The 16,596-nt window shown below is 71.6% G+C and carries 17 protein-coding genes; 3 read left to right on the top strand and 14 right to left on the bottom strand.

The window, feature by feature from the left end:
- Window positions 1–125: 125 nt before the first annotated feature.
- The 14 genes from ABZ877_RS21970 to ABZ877_RS21905 form a co-directional block, all read right to left on the bottom strand.
- Window positions 126–398, bottom strand: a complete 273-nt coding sequence (locus ABZ877_RS21970) for a GlsB/YeaQ/YmgE family stress response membrane protein (RefSeq protein WP_361073748.1) — start codon at window positions 396–398, stop codon at window positions 126–128.
- Between the two features lie 108 nt (window positions 399–506).
- Complete coding sequence (locus ABZ877_RS21965; RefSeq protein WP_361073746.1) at window positions 507–899, bottom strand: YccF domain-containing protein; 393 nt, start codon at window positions 897–899, stop codon at window positions 507–509.
- Entirely contained in the window at window positions 896–1,759 is an 864-nt protein-coding gene (htpX, locus tag ABZ877_RS21960) for a zinc metalloprotease HtpX (RefSeq protein ID WP_361073744.1), read from the bottom strand. The genes ABZ877_RS21965 and htpX overlap by 4 nt, the downstream gene beginning before the upstream one ends.
- A gap of 209 nt (window positions 1,760–1,968) precedes the next feature.
- The gene (locus tag ABZ877_RS21955) at window positions 1,969–2,430 is read right to left on the bottom strand and encodes an MscL family protein (protein ID WP_361073741.1); all 462 of its coding nucleotides are present in this window, start codon (window positions 2,428–2,430) and stop codon (window positions 1,969–1,971) included.
- Between the two features lie 149 nt (window positions 2,431–2,579).
- A complete protein-coding gene (locus tag ABZ877_RS21950) occupies window positions 2,580–4,115 on the bottom strand; it encodes an NADH-quinone oxidoreductase subunit N (RefSeq protein ID WP_361073739.1) in 1,536 nt (511 codons plus the stop codon).
- Window positions 4,112–5,686: an NADH-quinone oxidoreductase subunit M gene (locus ABZ877_RS21945; protein WP_361073737.1), complete on the bottom strand. Its 1,575-nt coding sequence runs from the start codon at window positions 5,684–5,686 to the stop codon at window positions 4,112–4,114. The genes ABZ877_RS21950 and ABZ877_RS21945 overlap by 4 nt, the downstream gene beginning before the upstream one ends.
- Window positions 5,687–5,692: 6 nt before the next feature.
- A complete protein-coding gene (locus ABZ877_RS21940) occupies window positions 5,693–7,711 on the bottom strand; it encodes an NADH-quinone oxidoreductase subunit L (protein ID WP_361073735.1) in 2,019 nt (672 codons plus the stop codon).
- The gene (nuoK, locus tag ABZ877_RS21935) at window positions 7,708–8,136 is read right to left on the bottom strand and encodes an NADH-quinone oxidoreductase subunit NuoK (RefSeq protein ID WP_361073733.1); all 429 of its coding nucleotides are present in this window, start codon (window positions 8,134–8,136) and stop codon (window positions 7,708–7,710) included. Before nuoK ends, ABZ877_RS21940 begins: the two co-directional genes overlap by 4 nt.
- Window positions 8,136–8,771: an NADH-quinone oxidoreductase subunit J gene (locus tag ABZ877_RS21930; protein ID WP_361073731.1), complete on the bottom strand. Its 636-nt coding sequence runs from the start codon at window positions 8,769–8,771 to the stop codon at window positions 8,136–8,138. The genes nuoK and ABZ877_RS21930 overlap by 1 nt, the downstream gene beginning before the upstream one ends.
- On the bottom strand, window positions 8,768–9,442 hold the full coding sequence (locus ABZ877_RS21925; protein WP_361073729.1) for a 4Fe-4S binding protein: 675 nt from the start codon (window positions 9,440–9,442) through the stop codon (window positions 8,768–8,770). Before ABZ877_RS21925 ends, ABZ877_RS21930 begins: the two co-directional genes overlap by 4 nt.
- Window positions 9,442–10,410 carry a complex I subunit 1 family protein gene (locus ABZ877_RS21920; protein ID WP_361073727.1) on the bottom strand — a complete coding sequence of 323 codons (969 nt, stop codon included), beginning with the start codon at window positions 10,408–10,410 and terminating at the stop codon, window positions 9,442–9,444. The genes ABZ877_RS21925 and ABZ877_RS21920 overlap by 1 nt, the downstream gene beginning before the upstream one ends.
- Complete coding sequence (locus tag ABZ877_RS21915) at window positions 10,407–11,765, bottom strand: NADH-quinone oxidoreductase subunit C (protein WP_361073725.1); 1,359 nt, start codon at window positions 11,763–11,765, stop codon at window positions 10,407–10,409. The genes ABZ877_RS21920 and ABZ877_RS21915 overlap by 4 nt, the downstream gene beginning before the upstream one ends.
- Window positions 11,762–12,403, bottom strand: coding sequence for an NADH-quinone oxidoreductase subunit B family protein (locus ABZ877_RS21910; protein ID WP_361073723.1), 642 nt, complete (start codon window positions 12,401–12,403; stop codon window positions 11,762–11,764). Before ABZ877_RS21910 ends, ABZ877_RS21915 begins: the two co-directional genes overlap by 4 nt.
- Window positions 12,394–12,807: an NADH-quinone oxidoreductase subunit A gene (locus ABZ877_RS21905; RefSeq protein WP_361073721.1), complete on the bottom strand. Its 414-nt coding sequence runs from the start codon at window positions 12,805–12,807 to the stop codon at window positions 12,394–12,396. Before ABZ877_RS21905 ends, ABZ877_RS21910 begins: the two co-directional genes overlap by 10 nt.
- A gap of 220 nt (window positions 12,808–13,027) precedes the next feature.
- On the opposite strand from ABZ877_RS21905, the gene ABZ877_RS21900 reads away from it, so the two are divergent.
- The 3 genes from ABZ877_RS21900 (at window position 13,028) to ABZ877_RS21890 (ending at window position 16,533) form a co-directional block, all read left to right on the top strand.
- Window positions 13,028–14,194, top strand: coding sequence for a sensor domain-containing protein (locus tag ABZ877_RS21900; RefSeq protein WP_361073719.1), 1,167 nt, complete (start codon window positions 13,028–13,030; stop codon window positions 14,192–14,194).
- A gap of 194 nt (window positions 14,195–14,388) precedes the next feature.
- On the top strand, window positions 14,389–15,750 hold the full coding sequence (locus tag ABZ877_RS21895) for a sensor domain-containing protein (RefSeq protein WP_361073717.1): 1,362 nt from the start codon (window positions 14,389–14,391) through the stop codon (window positions 15,748–15,750).
- A gap of 123 nt (window positions 15,751–15,873) precedes the next feature.
- Window positions 15,874–16,533, top strand: a complete 660-nt coding sequence (locus ABZ877_RS21890; RefSeq protein WP_361073772.1) for a response regulator transcription factor — start codon at window positions 15,874–15,876, stop codon at window positions 16,531–16,533.
- Window positions 16,534–16,596: the final 63 nt, after the last annotated feature.

The following is a 16,596-nucleotide window of genomic DNA, read 5'->3' as shown; positions in this document are numbered from 1 at the left end:
CTCCGCCTGCCTTTCTTATAGTCGCTCTTGGGGGCCCCCCCCCGCGCGGGGGTGGGGGCGTCCCGGGCGCCCCCCCCGGGCGGGGCCCCCCCCCATACCCGCTGCCGCTGCCCGCCGGTCCGCGCTCAGCGGCGTTCGCGCGAGTTGCCGAAGAAGATGCGGTAGACGATCAGCAGGACGAGCGCGCCACCGATCGCCGACACCCAGGTGGCGGTGTCGTAGAAGTCCTTGGTGATGGGCCGGTCGAGCCAGCGGGACGAGATCCAGCCGCCGATGAAGGCGCCCGCCACGCCGATGAGCGTGGTGCCGACCAAACCGCCCGGGTCGCGGCCCGGGAGCAGGAGTTTGGCGATGGCACCGGCGAGCAGTCCGAGGATGATCCAACTGAGTATGCCCATGCCGTGTTCTGCCCCTCTGTCGTGCTGCGTCGTGCGGGGTTTCCTTGTCGCACTGTTGCCCAGGAGGACGTGGAAGAGGCGTACGACGGTTGCGCGCGGGGAGCGGGCTCAGCGTGCGGCGAACGGGCGGTCCGTGGAGACGATCTCGCGGCCCAGCGGCATCAAGGAGACGGGGATCAGCTTGAAGTTGGCGATGCCGAACGGAATGCCGATGATCGTGACGCACAGGGCGATGCCGGTGACGATGTGCGCGAGCGCCAGCCACCAGCCCGCGAGGATCAGCCAGAGCACATTGCCCACACAGGAGGGCGCCCCCGCGTCCCTGCGCTCGACCGTCGTGTACCCGAAGGGCCACAGGGCGTAGACGCCGATCCGGAAGGCGGCCACGCCGAACGGGATGCCGATGATCGTGACGCACAGCAGCACGCCCGCGAGGAGGTAGCCGAGGAACAGCCAGAAGCCGCTCAGGACCAGCCAGATGACGTTCAGGATTGTCTTCACTGTTGGCGACCTGCCATCTGCTCGAGGCGGGCGATCCGCTCCGCCATGGGCGGGTGCGTGGAGAACATCTTCGACATGCCCTGGCCGGGGCGGAAGGGGTTGGCGATCATCATGTGGCTGGCCGTCTCCAGACGCGGCTCGGGCGGCAGCGGGAGCTGCTTGGTGCCCGCGTCGAGCTTGCGCAGGGCGCTCGCCAGGGCCAGCGGGTCGCCGGTCAGCTGGGCGCCGGAGGCGTCCGCCTCGTACTCCCGCGAGCGGCTGATGGCGAGCTGGATGAGGGAGGCGGCGAGCGGGCCGAGCAGCATGATCAGCAGCATTCCGAAGATGCCGGGGCCGTCGTCGTCGTTCGAGCGGCCGACCGGGATCAGCCACGCGAAGTTGACCAGGAACATGATCACGGAGGCGAGGGCTCCGGCAACGGACGAGATCAGGATGTCGCGGTTGTAGACATGGCTGAGCTCGTGCCCGATGACGCCGCGCAACTCGCGCTCGTCCAGAATGCGCAGGATGCCGTCGGTGCAGCACACCGCCGCATTGCGCGGATTGCGGCCCGTCGCGAACGCGTTCGGCGCCTCCGTCGGGGAGATGTAGAGCCGCGGCATCGGCTGGCGGGCCTGGGTGGAGAGCTCGCGCACCATGCGGTAGAGCGCGGGCGCCTCGAACTCGCTGACCGGGCGGGCCCGCATCGCGCGCAGGGCGAGCTTGTCGCTGTTCCAGTACGCGTACGCGTTGGTCCCGATCGCGATGACGAGGCCGATGACGAGCCCGGTACGGCCGAAAAAGCTGCCGATGACGAGGATGAGGGCGGAGAGGCCCCCGAGAAGTACGGCTGTCTTCAACCCGTTGTGCCGGCGGTGCACGGTACGCCCTCCTGATGGTGCGGCAGGGGAACCCACTGCTTGCTCACTGCTTCCACTGGGCCCCGCGATCCTGTGCGGGTGGCTGCGGATGCCTGTCCCTAGTGGACCCTCCCGTACTGGTCAACGCCAGACGAGAGGGACTAGTTCCCTTGTGCGCGCATCCCAAGCAGAGGTTCCGGTAGGCCGTACGAGTCAGGGGGCCGGCCGGGTCAGTGGTGCTGCTGGGGCAGGAGGCCCGCGATCTCCAGCGCCTTGTGGTCGGGCTCGATCTCGCTGGTGCAGTTCGGGCAGCGGGTGGCGATGCCGGGGATCTGGCTGTAGCAGCGGGGGCAGTCGCGCAGGGCGGCCTTGATGTCGATCGGCTTGTTGCGGTCGGCGCGCGCGGTGATCTTCATCATCGGCACGACGATCAGGAAGTACAGCACCGCGGCGGTGATGAAGAAGGCGATGCCGGCATTGATGAACTTCCCGTAGGGGTACTTCACGCCCTCGAGCGTGAAGTAGGCGTCCGAGTAGTTGCCGATGGAGCCGGTCGCCCAGCCCAGGAGCGGCGTGATGAAGGCGGCGGTGAAGGCGGTCACCAGGGCCGTGAACGCCGATCCCACGGCCAGGCCCACCGCCATGGAGACGATGTTTCCACGGAGGATGAAGTCCTTGAATCCGCTCAGCACGTTGCTGCTCCTGGGAAGGGTGAGGGTGGGGGGCGTTCCTGGTTGCTGCGCCATCTGTGGTTGCGGTGCCATCTATGTCTTCGGTGTCGTCCTCTGGGATTACTGCGACCCAGAAACGTACCAAAGCGGCGCTTTCGGAGTCCCTGTCATCACGAGAACAGTCCACTGTCCACAAAGTGCAGGATCAGTTGTGGAGCCCCGGAGAGCGCGACCCCGACGACCGCCGTCACGGTGATGGCGGCGGTGAGCGGCATGGATGGCCGGTGGGCGATGGGCTCGCCCTCCGGCGCGCGGAACAGGGCCGCGGTCCACCGCAGGTAGTAATAGAGCGCGATGACGACGTTCACGGCCATGACGACGGCGAGCCAGCCGAGCCCCGCGTCGACGGCGGCCGAGAAGACGGTGACCTTCGCGAAGAGGCCGATGACGCCCGGCGGCAGACCGGCCAGGCACAGCAGGAAGAAGCCCAGGACGAGCGCGGCGAGCGGGCGGGCCGCGTACAGCCCCCGGTAGTCGCTCACGCGGTTCAGCGGCTTCGTACGGGCGACAAGGGCGGCCACCGCGAAGGCCCCGAGGTTCACGGCGGCGTACATGAGGGCGTAGGCGAGCGTGGAGCCGATCGACTTCTGCGGGTCGTCGGAGTACGCGGCCGAGGCGATCGGCACCAGGAGGTAGCCCGCCTGGCCGACGGAGGACCAGGCGAGGAGGCGGACGGCGCTGTACGCGCGCGTGGCCCGCTGGCGCAGGGCGGCCACATTGCCGACCGTCATCGTCAGGGCGGCGAGGGCGGCGAGCGCCGGGCCCCACACGTCGGCGTACGAGGGGAAGGCGACCACCGTGACGAGGATGAGGCCGGTGAAGCCGACGGCCTTGCCGATGACCGACAGGTAGGCGGCGATCGGCAGGGGCGCGCCCACGTAGGTGTCCGGCACCCAGAAGTGGAACGGCACGGCGGCCGTCTTGAACGCGAAGCCGACGAGGGTGAGGGCGACGCCCGCCTGGGCGAGGGTGTGGAACTGGCCGTCCACGCGCGTGAGCTCCGTGGCGACCTCGGTGAGGTGCAGGGTGCCCGTGGTCGCGTAGACGAAGCTGACGCCGAGGAGGGTGACGGCGGTCGCGGTGACCGAGGAGAGGAAGAACTTCAGGGCCGCGTCCGAGGAGCGCTTGTCGTCGCGCTTGAGGCCCACCAGGGCGAAGGCGGGCAGTGAGGCGACCTCCAGGGCGACGACGAGCGTGGCGAGGTCGCGCGACGCGGGCAGGAGGGCGGCCCCGGCGGCGGAGGACAGGAGGAGGAACCAGTACTCCCCTTCGGGAAGCGGCTTGTTCGCGTTCTTCGCGTCCTTGAGGGTGCTCATCGAGAGCAGGGCCGTGAGCAGTGCGCCGGCCAGGACGAGGAACTGGACGACGAGCGTGAAGCGGTCCGCTGTGTAGCTGCACGCTTCGCGCGCGTCTGTGAGGCAGAACGTGGAGCGCTCGTCGCCGATCAAGGGCAACAGGGCGAGTCCGGCCGCGGCCAGGCCCGCCACGGCAGTCCAACCGAGGACCGGCTTGCGCCGCTCGTCGAGGAAGAGGTCGGCGACCAGGACGACGAGGGCGATCACCGCCGCGATCGTCGGCGGGGCGATCGCGACCCAGTCGACGGACTGGACGAGGGAGGCCACGGAGGGCGCGGCGACGGCGGTCACTGGAGGCCTCCTGCGAGGAGCTTCTGCACGGCCGGGTCGGTGAGGCCGAGCAGCGCGGCGGGCCACAGACCCGCCACGACGGTGAGGGCGGCGAGCGGCGTCCAGGCGGCGAACTCGTAGCCCTGTACGTCGGCGAGCGCGGGCGCCGCGTGGTCGCGCGGGCCCATGCAGACGCGGCGGACCATCTGGAGCAGGTACGCGGCGGTGAGCAGCGTGCCGAACGCGGCGATGGACATGAACACGAGGAACGCCGGGCGGCTGAGCCCGTCGGCGGGCTTGAACGCGCCGAACAGGGCGAGCATCTCGCCCCAGAACCCGGCGAGTCCGGGCAGCCCGAGCGAGGCGACGGCGGCGAAGGACAGGAGGCCGCCGAGGCGCGGGGCCTTGCCGTAGAGGGCCATGCCGCCCTGCTGGGCCAGGGTGTCGAGGTCGCTGGTGCCGGCCCGGTCCTTGAGGGCGCCGACGAGGAAGAAGAGGAGGCCGGTGATGAGGCCGTGGGCGATGTTGGCGAACAGCGCGCCGTTCACGCCGGTCGGGCTCATCGTCGCGATGCCGAGCAGGACGAAGCCCATGTGGCCGACGGAGGAGTACGCGATGAGGCGCTTGAGGTCGCCCTTCGCGCCCTGCTTGACGAGGTTCAGACAGGCCAGGGACCCGTAGATGATTCCGACGACGGCGAACGCGGCGAGGTACGGGGCGAAGGTCCGCATTCCGTCGGGCGCGACCGGGAGCAGGATCCGGACGAACCCGTACGTACCCATCTTCAGCAGGACACCGGCGAGGAGGACCGAGCCGACGGTCGGGGCGGCGGTGTGTGCATCAGGCAGCCAACTGTGCAGGGGCCACATCGGGGTCTTCACGGCGAGCCCGATCCCGATCGCCAGAACGGCGATGACCTGCACGGACGTGGTCAGCCCCCGGCCGTTGTCAGTGGCGAGTGCCATGATGTCGAACGTGCCCGACTTAACACCGATAAGGAGGAGGCCGAGCAGCATCACGACCGAGCCGAGCAGCGTGAAGAGGATGAACTTCCACGCCGCCGCTGTCCGCTCGGCGCCGCCCCAGCGGGCGATGAGGAAGTACATCGGGATGAGGACCATCTCGAACGCGAGGAAGAAGAGGAGGAGGTCCAGGACGGCGAAGGTGGCGAGCGTGCCGGATTCCAGGAGAAGGATCAGCGCGACGAAGGCTTGGGGGGTTGGGCCGCTCGGCGGCTTGAAGTAGGAGTACAGCGCGCAGAGGAAGGTCAGCAGCGCCGTGAGCACCAGAAGGGGGAGAGAGATGCCGTCGACACCGAGGTGGATGCGCACGTCGAGCGCGGGGATCCAGCTGATGTCGGTCGTGGCCTGCATCCTCGACGGGTGGTCGTGGTCGAAGCCGAGCGCGAGGACGATCGCGGCGATGAGGATCACGCCGGTCACGATCACACCGTGGCGGAGCACGGCCTGCTGCGGGGAGTTCCCCTTCAGTCCGGGCGGCGCGGGCAGGAGAGCGGCGACGGCGCCGATGAGCGGCCCCACGACGATCAATGCGAGAAGGAACTGCATCACGGATTCGCTGATATCGATCACGGCTGCTCACGCTCCGGCGGTGGCGACGAGGACGACGGCGACCACCAGGACGACGGTGCCTGCGAGCAGTGCGCTGAGGTAGGTCTGGACATTGCCGGTCTGGGCCCGGCGCACGGCCCAGCCCAGCGCCTTCGGGGTCTCGGCGGCGGCCCGTACATAGGTGTCGACGACCGCGCGGTCCAGGAAGCGGACCAGGGTCGCGGCCGAGCGGACCGGGCGGACGAACACCGTCGAGTACAGGGCGTCGAGGTGGAACCCGGCGGCGGCGTGCCGGTGGAGGCGGCCGAGCAGCAGACGGCCCGGGTCGGCCGGGTCGGCGGCGCCCGCGATGTCCCCGTACGCGGCCGTGTGCGAGGCGATCGCCTCCGCCTCGACCAGGCCGCCGTCACCCGAGTCGGTGTCGACGGCGACAGCGCCGAGCGGGGTGCGGCGCGCCTGCATCGCGGTGGTGTGGCGCCAGGCCCCGTACGTGACCAGGGCGCCGACCAGCGCGAAGCCGGTGCCGATGACGGAGGTGGTGAGGGTCGGGGTGAGGGAGCGGCCGTCGAACCAGTCGGGCAGGACGCCCGTGGCGAGACCGAGAACGAGGGAGGGGATCGCGAGGACCCACAGGACGGCGTTCATCGTGACCGGCTGCTTGCCGTGGTCGGGGGCGGTTGTGCCCCGGCCGTTGAAGGCGAGGAGCCACAGGCGGGTCGCGTAGGCGGCGGTGAGCAGGGCCGTGATCAGGCCCGCGACGAGGACGATCCAGCCCGAGGCGACCGGGACGGCGTGCTCGTGGCCGGTGGCGGTGTGCTCGGCGGCCCCGAGGACGGCCTCCTTGGAGAAGAAGCCGCTGAAGGGCGGGATCGCGGCGAGCGCGAGCAGCGCCACGGTCATCGTCCAGAAGGCGTCGGGGACGCGGTCGCGGAGCTTGTCCATGCGGGCCATCGCGGCCAGGGAGTTGGTGCCGGCGGCGTGGATGATCACGCCCGCCGCGAGGAAGAGGAGCGCCTTGAAGGCGCCGTGGGTGAGGAGGTGGAAGACGGCGGCGTCGCGGTCGCCGACGGCGAGGGCGCCGGTCATGTAGCCGAGCTGGCCGATCGTCGAGTACGCGAGGACGCGCTTGATGTCGTCCTGGGCGAGCGCGGCGAGGGCCGAGCCCGCCATGGTCACGGCGGCCATGACGGCGAGCACGATCAGGGCCGCGCGGGAGGCGACGAAGACCGGGAGGAGGCGGGCGACGAAGTAGACGCCGGCGGCGACCATCGTCGCGGCGTGGATCAGCGCGGAGACGGGGGTCGGGCCCGCCATCGCGTCGGGCAGCCAGGTGTGCAGCGGGAACTGCGCCGACTTGCCCGCCACGCCCGCGAGGAGCAGCAGAGCGATGAGGGTGGGGTGGTCGAGGCCGCCCGCGCTCGTAGCCTTGCCCAGGATCGTCGTGATGCGGAAGGAGCCCGCGTCGGTGGCGAGGGCGAACAGACCGATGAGGAAGGGGACGTCACCGAGCTTCGTGACGAGGAAAGCCTTGAGGGAGGCGGCCCGCGCCTCGGGGGTCTCCCAGTAGTGGCCGACGAGGAAGTACGAGCAGATGCCCATGACTTCCCAGCCGACCAGCAGCACCATCAGGTCGCCCGAGTAGACGACGAGGAGCATCGCGGAGGTGAAGAGGGAGACGAGAGCGGCGTAGGAGGGGTAGCGCGGGTCGTCGCGGAGGTAGCCGGTCGAGTAGAGCTGGACGCAGGTCGCGACGAGGGCGACCAGGACGGCGGTGAGGGCGGCGAAGCCGTCGATGTGCAGGGCCAGTTCGATCGGCACGGAGCCGGTCGGGGTGAGCTGGGTGTGCGCGTCGAGGGCCCGCGTGCCGTCGCCGGTGCCGCCGCCCTGCCGCACCGCCACGGCGACGGCGAGGACCAGCGCGGCGAAGGTCGGCAGCACGGCCAGCGGACGGACGAAGCCGGGGGCCGTACGGCCCAGGGACAGGCCCGCGGCGGCGCCGAGGAACGGGAGGAGGGGGACGAGGACGGCGAGGGTCGTGGTGGTCACGCGGTGGCCTCGGCCTTCTTGTCCGGACCGGCCGGGGTGTCGGCCTCGGCGGCCGCGGCGGACGGGTCATGCGGGCCGGACGGCTCCGACGGGTCGTGCGGGTCGTCGTCCGGGTCGTCGGGTTCGGCGGAGTCGCGGAGCTTGTCGATGTCGGCGGTGCCGCGATTGCGGTGGACGGCCAGGACGATCGCCAGGCCGATGCCGATCTCGGCGGCGGCGATGGCGATGGTGAACAGGGTCAGGGCCTGACCGGAGTGCAGGGCGTCGCGGAGCCAGACGTCGAAGGCGACGAGGTTGAGGTTGACGGCGTTGAGCATCAGCTCGACGGACATCAGGACGAGGATCGCGTTGCGGCGGGCCAGGACTCCGTACAGGCCCGTGCAGAAGAGGAGGGCGGCGAGGACGGCGGGATAGACGAGGTGCATCAGCGGTCGCCCTCCCGGCGGGTCGAACGGGTGGCGGCGGGCTCCGGGCCGTTGCCGGACTCGGCCGCGCTCTTCTTGCGGGACAGGACGATCGCGCCGACCAGGGCGGCGAGGAGGAGCACCGAGAGCGCCTCGAAGGGTAGGACCCAGTGCCGGAACAGGATGGAGCCGGTCACGTCCGTGGTGCCCTGGGCGGCGCCGTCGAGGTCGATCCAGGTCGTGCGGAAGGCGTCGGCGACGACCCAGACCAGGGCGACCGCGGCGGCGACGGCCACGGTCAGGGCGGCCCATCGGTTGGGGCTGTCCGCGTCCGGTGACCGGCCGATCGGGGCGCGGGTCAGCATCAGTCCGAACAGGAGGAGGACGACGACGGAACCGACGTAGATCAGCACCTGCACCCACGCGATGAACTCCGCGGTCAGCAGGAGGTACTCCACGGCGAGCCCGCCGAGCGCGACCACCAGCCACAGCGCGGCGTGCACGAGCTGCTTCGTGGTCACGGTGACGATCGCGGCGCCGAAGGTGACCAGGCCGACGAGGAGGAAGGCGATCTCGACCCCGGTCGGGGAGAGGAAGCCGTGCGGCTCGGAGGCCAGGGTGACGGTCGCCGGGAGCGGGAGCGCGGCGGGGGTCATTCGGTCTGCCCTCCGTTGCGCGGGGTTCGCGGGGTCTCCGGGGATGCCGGGTTCTTCGGCGGTGCCGGGGTTGTCGCAGATGCCGGGTTCTCTTCAGGCGCCGGTGTTGTCGGGGGTGCCGGGTGGGGCGGTTGTGTCGCCTCTGCCGCTGTTGCTGCCAGCTTGTCGGCTGTTTTGCGGGCCGCCGCCAGTTCCTTCGGCTCCTCCGAGGAGGGGTCCAGGGCCGGCGGGGACGGGACCGTCCACATCCACTCGCGGAGCTTGTCGCGCTCGTGGGTGAGGTCGCGGATGTCGGTCTCGGCGTACTCGAACTCCGGGGACCAGAACAGCGCGTCGAAGGGGCAGACCTCGATGCAGATGCCGCAGTACATGCAGAGGGAGAAGTCGATGGCGAAGCGGTCGAGGACGTTGCGGCTGCGCTCGCGTCCGCCCGGGGCGGCGGGCGGCACCGTCTCCTTGTGGGAGTCGATGTAGATGCACCAGTCGGGGCACTCACGGGCGCACAGCATGCACACCGTGCAGTTCTCCTCGAACAGGCCGATCACGCCGCGCGTACGGGGCGGGAGTTCGGGCTGGGCGTCCGGGTACTGCTCGGTGACGGTCTTCTTCGTCATCGTGCGGAGGGTGACGGCGAGGCCCTTGGCCAGGCCGGACCCGGGGATCGGAGGCACTAGTCGATCGCCACCTTCACGATTCCGGTGAGCGCGATCTGCGCGAGGGCGAGGGGGATGAGTGTGGTCCACGCGAGTTTCTGGAGCTGGTCCTCGCGCAGGCGCGGGTAGGACACGCGCAGCCAGATGACGACGAAGGCCAGGACCGCCGTCTTGAGCAGGGTCCAGACCCAGCCGAGGCCGTCGGCGCCCCAGGGGCCGTGCCAGCCGCCCAGGAAGAGGACGGTGGTCAGGCCGCACAGGACAACGATGCCCGCGTACTCGGCGAGGAGGAACAGGGCGAAACGCAGGCCCGTGTACTCCGTGTACGCGCCGAAGATGATCTCGGAGTCGGCGACCGGCATGTCGAACGGGGGGCGTTGCAGTTCGGCGAGGCCCGCCACGAAGAAGACCAGGGCGCCCACGATCTGCCAGGGCAGCCACCACCACTCGAACGCGTCGAGGATGCCGGGCAGTGAGACCGTGCCCGCCGCCATCGCCACCGACGCGGCCGCGAGCAGCATGGGGAGTTCGTAGGCGAGCAACTGCGCGGCCGTGCGCAAGCCGCCGAGCAGGGAGAACTTGTTGGCGCTCGCCCAGCCCGCCATCAGCGAGCCCAGCACGCCGACGCCCATCACCGCGAGCACGAAGAAGATGCCCGCGTCGATGGCCTGGCCCACCGCGTCGTCGCCGGGGCCGACCGGGATCGCCAGCAGCACCAGGAGGTACGGGAGCAGGGCCACGGCCGGGGCGAGCTGGAAGACCCGGCGGTCGGCGTCCGCCGGGACCACGTCCTCCTTCTGCGCGAACTTCACGCCGTCCGCGACGAGCTGCGCCCAGCCGTGGAAGCCGCCCGCGTACATGGGGCCCAGGCGGCCCTGCATGTGGGCCATCACCTTGTGCTCGGTCTGGCCGACGATCAGCGGCAGCACCAGGAAGGCGACGAAGACGACGACGAGGCGCAGGACGACGTCGAGAACGTCATTCACGGCGTGCCTCCGGCGGTGGTGTCGGGATCGGTCGGGCCCGGGGTGGTCTTGTCCGGGGTCGTCTCGCCCGGGGCGGTCTTGTCCCGGGTGGTCTCGTCCGGGGCGGTCTCGTCCGGGGTGCGGATGCTGGGCTCGGCCGGGTTCGGGGTGGCCGTGTCGTCCTTGCCGTCGTCCGGCGCGGTCTCCGAGGCGCCCTCCGACTCACTCCCTGGGACACCGTCCGGCCCGGCCTTCGGCGCACGGGGCGGTTGCGGGGGCTCGTCGAACGCCGGTTTGGCGTTGTGCCACGGGGCGTCGGAGGTGCGGGACGGCTTGGCAGGCGCCTCGGCCGCGTCCGGGCCGCCTACCGGGGCCCCCGGCGTCGCCGGTCGCTGGCTCGCCGAGCCCTGCGACGCACTCCGCGACCGCCGCGCCGGACGCACCGGAGCCTCCGCCGCATCCGCACCCGACCCGCTCCCCGGCGCCGCCGAAGCCGACGGCCGCTGACTCGCCGACCCCTCCGACACACTCCGCGACCGCCGCGCCGGGGTCGCGGACGCCTCCGCCGCACCCGCATCCGGACCACCCACCGGAGCCCCCGGCACCGCCGAAGCCGCCGGCCGCTGACTCGCCGACCCCTCCGACACGCTCCGCGCTCGCCGCGCCGGACGCGCCGGAGTCTCCGCCGCATCCGCACCGCTCGCCGGGGTCGCCGGGGTCGCCGAAGCCGCCGAGCGGCTCCGCCGTACCGGTCGCTCCCCCGCCCCCGCCGCGCCGCGCGCGGGCCGGGTCGGGGCCGGAGGGAGTTGGCCCTTCTGGGGGCCCCATTCGTTCGGGTCGGGGACGCCGGGGGGCAGCATCTGGCGGCGCTTGGGGGCGCCGTGTCCCGCCGAGGACTCGCCCGGCTCCTTCGCGCCCGGCCATGCCTTCGCGACCCGCGCCGCGAGGACGAAGTCCTTGCGCAGGGGGTGGCCCTCGAAGCCGTCGGGGAGGAGCAGCGGGACCAGGTGCGGGTGGCCCTCGAAGGTGACGCCGAACATTTCGTGCGTCTCGCGTTCGTGCCAGGCCGCGCCCGCGTACACGTCGACGGCCGAGGCGAGGACCGGCGCGGAGTGCGGGACGGTCGTGCGCAGCAGCAGGCGGCGTACGGAACCGGGGGCGACGGCGGCGACGTGCGCGCAGACGCGGAAGCCGGTCTCCGGTTCGTCGACGGCGCTCAGCCAGTCGAAGTAGGTGCAGCCCAGGCGCGTACGGGCGGTTTCGAGGGCGGTGGTCCAGGTGGCGGCGGGGACGTCGACGGTCAGGAGGTCGTACGCCTCCTCGACCGTCGCCTCGGCGCCGAACAGCTCCTCGACCGGGTCCGGCAGCCAGTTCACCGCTCCCCCTCGGGGGACTCGGCGGGCGGCTGGACGAGACCGCTGTTCAGCGCGGCCGCCGAAGGACGTCCGGCCGCCGCGTCCGCGGACGCGGACCCGTACCGCTCGCCGAGCGACTCGCGGGCGATCTTCTCCTGGAGCTTGAGGATGCCCTGGAGCAGCGCCTCGGGCCGGGGCGGGCACCCGGGCACGTACACGTCGACGGGGATGATCTGGTCGACGCCCTTGGTCACCGAGTACGAGTCCCAGTACGGGCCGCCGCAGTTGGAGCAGGCGCCGAAGGAGATGACGTACTTGGGCTCGGGCATCTGCTCGTACAGGCGTTTGACGGCCGGGGCCATCTTGTCGGTGACCGTGCCGGAGACGACCATCAGGTCGGCCTGGCGCGGGCCGGGCGCGAACGGGATGACGCCGAGCCGGATGAAGTCGTGCCGGGCCATGGACGCGGCGATGAACTCGATGGCGCAGCAGGCGAGGCCGAAGTTGAAGACCCAGAGGGAGTAGCGGCGGCCCCAGTTCAGGACCACCTTCATCGGCTCGGGCGCCAGACGGGAGAGCACGCCGAGCCGCTTCGGCTCCGGCAGGAGAACGGGAGCGGAGACGGGCTCGGGCTCGGGGGTCACGCGGCTCACGTCCATGTGAGGACGCCCTTCTTGTATGCGTACAGCAGGCCCACGGCGAGGAAGCCGAGGAAGATGAACATCTCCACGAGCGTCGTCGCGCCGTAGCCGGGCGCGGCGAAGACCGTCGCCCAGGGGAAGAGGAAGATCGAGTCGACGGCGAAGATCACGTAGAGGAAGGCGTAGACGTAGTAGCGGACCTGGGTGTGGGCCCAGCCCTCGCCGACGGGGTCGACGCCGCACTCGTACGTCAGGAGCTTCTCGGGGGTCGGCACCACCGGGCGCAGCAGCCGTCCCGCGCCGAAGGCGACCGCGACGAAGAGCACGCCGACGACGGCGAGCAGTCCGACCACCGAGTACGAGTGGAAGTAGTCGGCCGCGCCGACGGTCACGGCCGCCCGGTCCGTCACGTCCGTCGCCACGTCTGTCGGCACCTCTTACGCCCCTCGCGTGTTCGTGTGTTCGTGTTCGACGATGTACGCACGGGAGTCTAGGGCCTGTTAAAGGGAGGGTAAGCAGCCCGTACGGAGCGCGGCGGCCGAAAGTGGCGCTGGGCCCCTTCCGGGGTGGGGTTATCCCCCGTCCGTCCCCGGCAGCCCACCTCATGGCGTCCCGGCCCGCGCGCAAGGCACTCTTTCGCTTATGACCGACCGACTCGACTTCTCCGGCGACCGCGAGGTGTCGCCGCCGCGCTTCGCCTACGACGCGCACACCTGGAAGGAGATCTCGTTCCTCCTGTCCAGCTTCCCCCTGGCCCTGTTCGGTTTCGTGTACGCGGTCACGCTGCTCGCGGTCGGCGCGGGGCTGACCGTCACGGTGATCGGGCTGCCGCTGATCGCGGCGGGGCTCTCCGGGGCGCGCATGCTCGGCAAGGCGGAGCGGGCGCGGGCCCGGCGGCTGCTGGGGGTGCGGGTCGAGGAGCCGAGCCCGTTGCCGCGCCGGAAGGGGGACGGTTTCCTCGGCTGGCTGTGGACCGCGCTGAAGGACTCGGTGGGCTGGCGCACGGTGCTGTACGAGGTGATGCGGCTGCCCTGGGGCATCCTGACGTTCGCGGTGACGCTGACCGGCCTGTTCGTGCTGTGGCCGGTGCTCCCGTTCATCGTCCGGGGGCTGACCAACGCGGACCGGGCGATGGTGCGCGGCCTGCTCTCGCCCTCCGACGAGCTGGAGCGGCGGATCGCCGAGCTGGAGTCGGACCGGGGTGTCGTGGTGGACACGGCCGCCGCCGATCTGCGCCGCATCGAGCGTGATCTGCACGACGGCGCGCAGGCCCGCCTCGTCAACCTCGCCATGGGGCTCGGCCTCGCCAAGGAGAAGCTCCTGGAGGACCCGGACGCGGCGGCGGACATGGTCGACGAGGCGCACGGCGAGGTGAAGCTCGCGTTGCAGGAGCTGCGGGACCTGGCGCGCGGCATCCATCCGGCGGTCCTCACCGACCGCGGTCTGGACGCGGCGCTGTCCTCGGTGGCGTCGCGGTGCACGGTCCCGGTGAAGGTGACCGCGGATCTGCCGGCGCGGCCCGCCGCCGCGATCGAGGGCATCGCCTACTTCACCGTCTCCGAGCTGCTCCAGAACGTCAGCAAGCACAGCCGCGCCACGACGGCCTCCGTCGACGTGTGGCGGGCGGACGACCGGCTGCTCATCCAGGTGCACGACGACGGCCGGGGCGGCGCCAGCGTCGACAAGGGCACCGGCATGGCGGGGCTCGCGGAGCGGCTCGGCGCGGTCGACGGCCTGTTCGTCGTGGACTCCCCCGAGGGCGGCGGAACGACGGTCACCGCCGAACTGCCCTGGCGCGACCGCTCGTAGCGGCCGTAGCGGAGGCCGGGGGTGGGGAAAACCCCCGGTCCAAGACGCCGACCCGCCGCATGGCCGAAGGACCCCGCCGCCCGGGATTCTGAAGACGGACAAGGACAGAGACGGGAACGGGACGGCGGCGCGGCGCACGCGACGACCCACCGGACACGATCACGACCGGACACGATCAGGAACGGACGACGCCCATGGCCACGCACCAGTACGGATACCGCAGCGAGTACTCGTACGACGACGAGCCGCGCCCCGCGCGCCACGGGCTCGGCCGGCTGCCGGCCGGGCTGCGCGCCCCGGTCGAGGGACGGGCCTGGCGCGAGTTCGCCTACCTGCTGCTGAGCCTGCCGATCGCCATCGCGGCGTTCGTCTGGTCGGTGACGATGCTCTCGCTCGGCGCGGGGCTCCTCATCACCTTCATCGGCGTGCCGGTGCTCGCCGCGGCGCTGGCCGGGGCGCGCGGCATCGGCGCCCTGGAGCGGGCGCGGGCGCGGGCCCTGCTCGGCCTGGAGATCGGCTCGCCGGAACCGGTGCGGCCCCGCACGGGCGGCCCGCTCGCCTGGCTCGGCGCGACACTCAAGAGCGGCGTCTCGTGGCGCCACGCCGTCTACACGGTGCTGCACTTCCCGTGGGCGGTCTTCGCGTTCTCCGTGGCGGTCACGTTCTGGACGACCGGCTGGACGCTGCTCACGTATCCGCTGTGGCAGTGGGTCTACCCGATGTACGGCGGCCAGGGCGGTCTGCAGTTGTACGGGGACGAGGCGCACTCCGTGTACCTCGACAACCCGTTCGAGATCACGCTGACCGCGGCCGTCGGGCTGCTCGTCACGCTGGCCACGCCGTGGATCGTGCGGGCGCTGACCACGGTGGACCGGCTCCTCGTCGTCGGGCTGCTCGGCCCGTCGCGGCTCGCCACGCGCGTGGTGGAGCTGGAGTCCGACCGCGGCGTCGTCGTGGACACGGCCGCCGCCGACCTGCGCCGCATCGAGCGCGACCTGCACGACGGCGCGCAGGCCCGCCTCGTCAACCTCGCCATGGACCTGGGTCTCGCGAAGGAGAAGCTGAGCGAGGACCCGCAGACGGCGGCGCGGATGGTCGACGAGGCGCACGGCGAGGTGAAGACGGCCCTCCAGGAGCTGCGCGACCTGGCGCGCGGCATCCACCCCGCGGTCCTCACCGACCGCGGCCTGGACGCGGCCCTGTCCGCGGTCGCCTCGCGCTGCACGGTCCCGGTGACCGTCGAGGTCGACCTCCGCGAGCGCCCGGCGCCCGCCATCGAGGGCATCGCCTACTTCACCGTCTCCGAGCTGCTGCAGAACATCAGCAAGCACAGCCGGGCGACGCGCGCCGGCGTCGACGTCTGGCGCTCCGGCGACCGCCTCATGCTCCAGGTCAGCGACAACGGGGTGGGCGGCGCGGACGCCTCCGCCGGTTCCGGGCTCGCGGGCCTCGCCGAGCGGCTCGACGCGGTCGACGGCATCCTCCTCGTCGACTCGCCGCCGGCCGGTCCGACCCGGGTCACGGCGGAGCTGCCCTGGCGCTCCGTACGGCTCTGAGCGCCTCCTTTTCCGCCGCGTGGGAGCAGCCCGGCCCGGTTCCTGGAATGCTGGCCCTGTCAGAACTGGCCCCTGTGACAGGTGCACAGGGGCGCTGGGGGGCCGAGAAACGTGGAGGACAGGGTGCGGGTGGTCATCGCCGAGGATTCAGTGCTGCTCAGGGAGGGCCTGACCCGGTTGCTGACCGACCGCGGGCACGAGGTCGTCGCCGGTGTCGGTGACGGGGAGGCGCTGGTCAAGACCATCACCGACCTCGGGGCGCAGGATCTGCTCCCCGACGTGGTCGTCGCGGACGTACGGATGCCGCCGACGCACACGGACGAGGGGGTGCGCGCCGCGGTGCAACTGCGCGGCCGGTACCCCGGGCTCGGGGTGCTGGTCCTTTCGCAGTACGTGGAGGAGCAGTACGCCACCGAGCTGCTCGCGGGGTCGAGCCGCGGGGTGGGCTATCTGCTCAAGGACCGGGTGGCCGAGGTGCGGGAGTTCGTGGACGCGGTGGTCCGCGTCGCGGAGGGCGGCACGGCGCTCGACCCGGAGGTGGTCGCGCAGTTGCTCGGGCGCAGCCGCAAGCAGGACGTGCTCGCCAACCTCACGCCGCGCGAGCGGGAGGTCCTCGGCCTGATGGCGGAGGGCCGGACGAACTCGGCGATCGCCCGTCAGCTCGTCGTCAGCGACGGCGCGGTCGAGAAGCACGTCAGCAACATCTTCCTGAAGCTGGGGCTCTCGCCGAGCGACGGGGACCACCGGCGTGTTCTGGCCGTTCTGACCTATCTGCGGAACTGACCGGCTGACACCGCGTCAGCGGGTGCGGCGGGGGCGGGAACCGGCCAGGATCCCGCCCAGAAC

Origin of the sequence: Streptomyces sp. NPDC046939, assembly GCF_040644575.1 — a bacterium.
Taxonomy (GTDB): Bacteria; Actinomycetota; Actinomycetes; order Streptomycetales; family Streptomycetaceae; genus Streptomyces.
Note: the sequence above shows the minus strand (reverse complement) of the source record. Positions and strands in the feature narration are given on the sequence as shown.

What these genes read in the sequence shown, in the direction of transcription:
- ABZ877_RS21970 (WP_361073748.1), bottom strand. Translation starts at nt 398, where the DNA reads ATGGGCATACTCAGTTGGATCATCCTCGGACTGCTCGCCGGTGCCATC.
- nuoK (WP_361073733.1), bottom strand. Translation starts at nt 8,136, where the DNA reads ATGCACCTCGTCTATCCCGCCGTCCTCGCCGCCCTCCTCTTCTGCACG.
- ABZ877_RS21930 (WP_361073731.1), bottom strand. Translation starts at nt 8,771, where the DNA reads ATGACCCCCGCCGCGCTCCCGCTCCCGGCGACCGTCACCCTGGCCTCC.
- ABZ877_RS21910 (WP_361073723.1), bottom strand. Translation starts at nt 12,403, where the DNA reads ATGGACGTGAGCCGCGTGACCCCCGAGCCCGAGCCCGTCTCCGCTCCC.
- ABZ877_RS21900 (WP_361073719.1), top strand. Translation starts at nt 13,028, where the DNA reads ATGACCGACCGACTCGACTTCTCCGGCGACCGCGAGGTGTCGCCGCCG.
- ABZ877_RS21895 (WP_361073717.1), top strand. Translation starts at nt 14,389, where the DNA reads ATGGCCACGCACCAGTACGGATACCGCAGCGAGTACTCGTACGACGAC.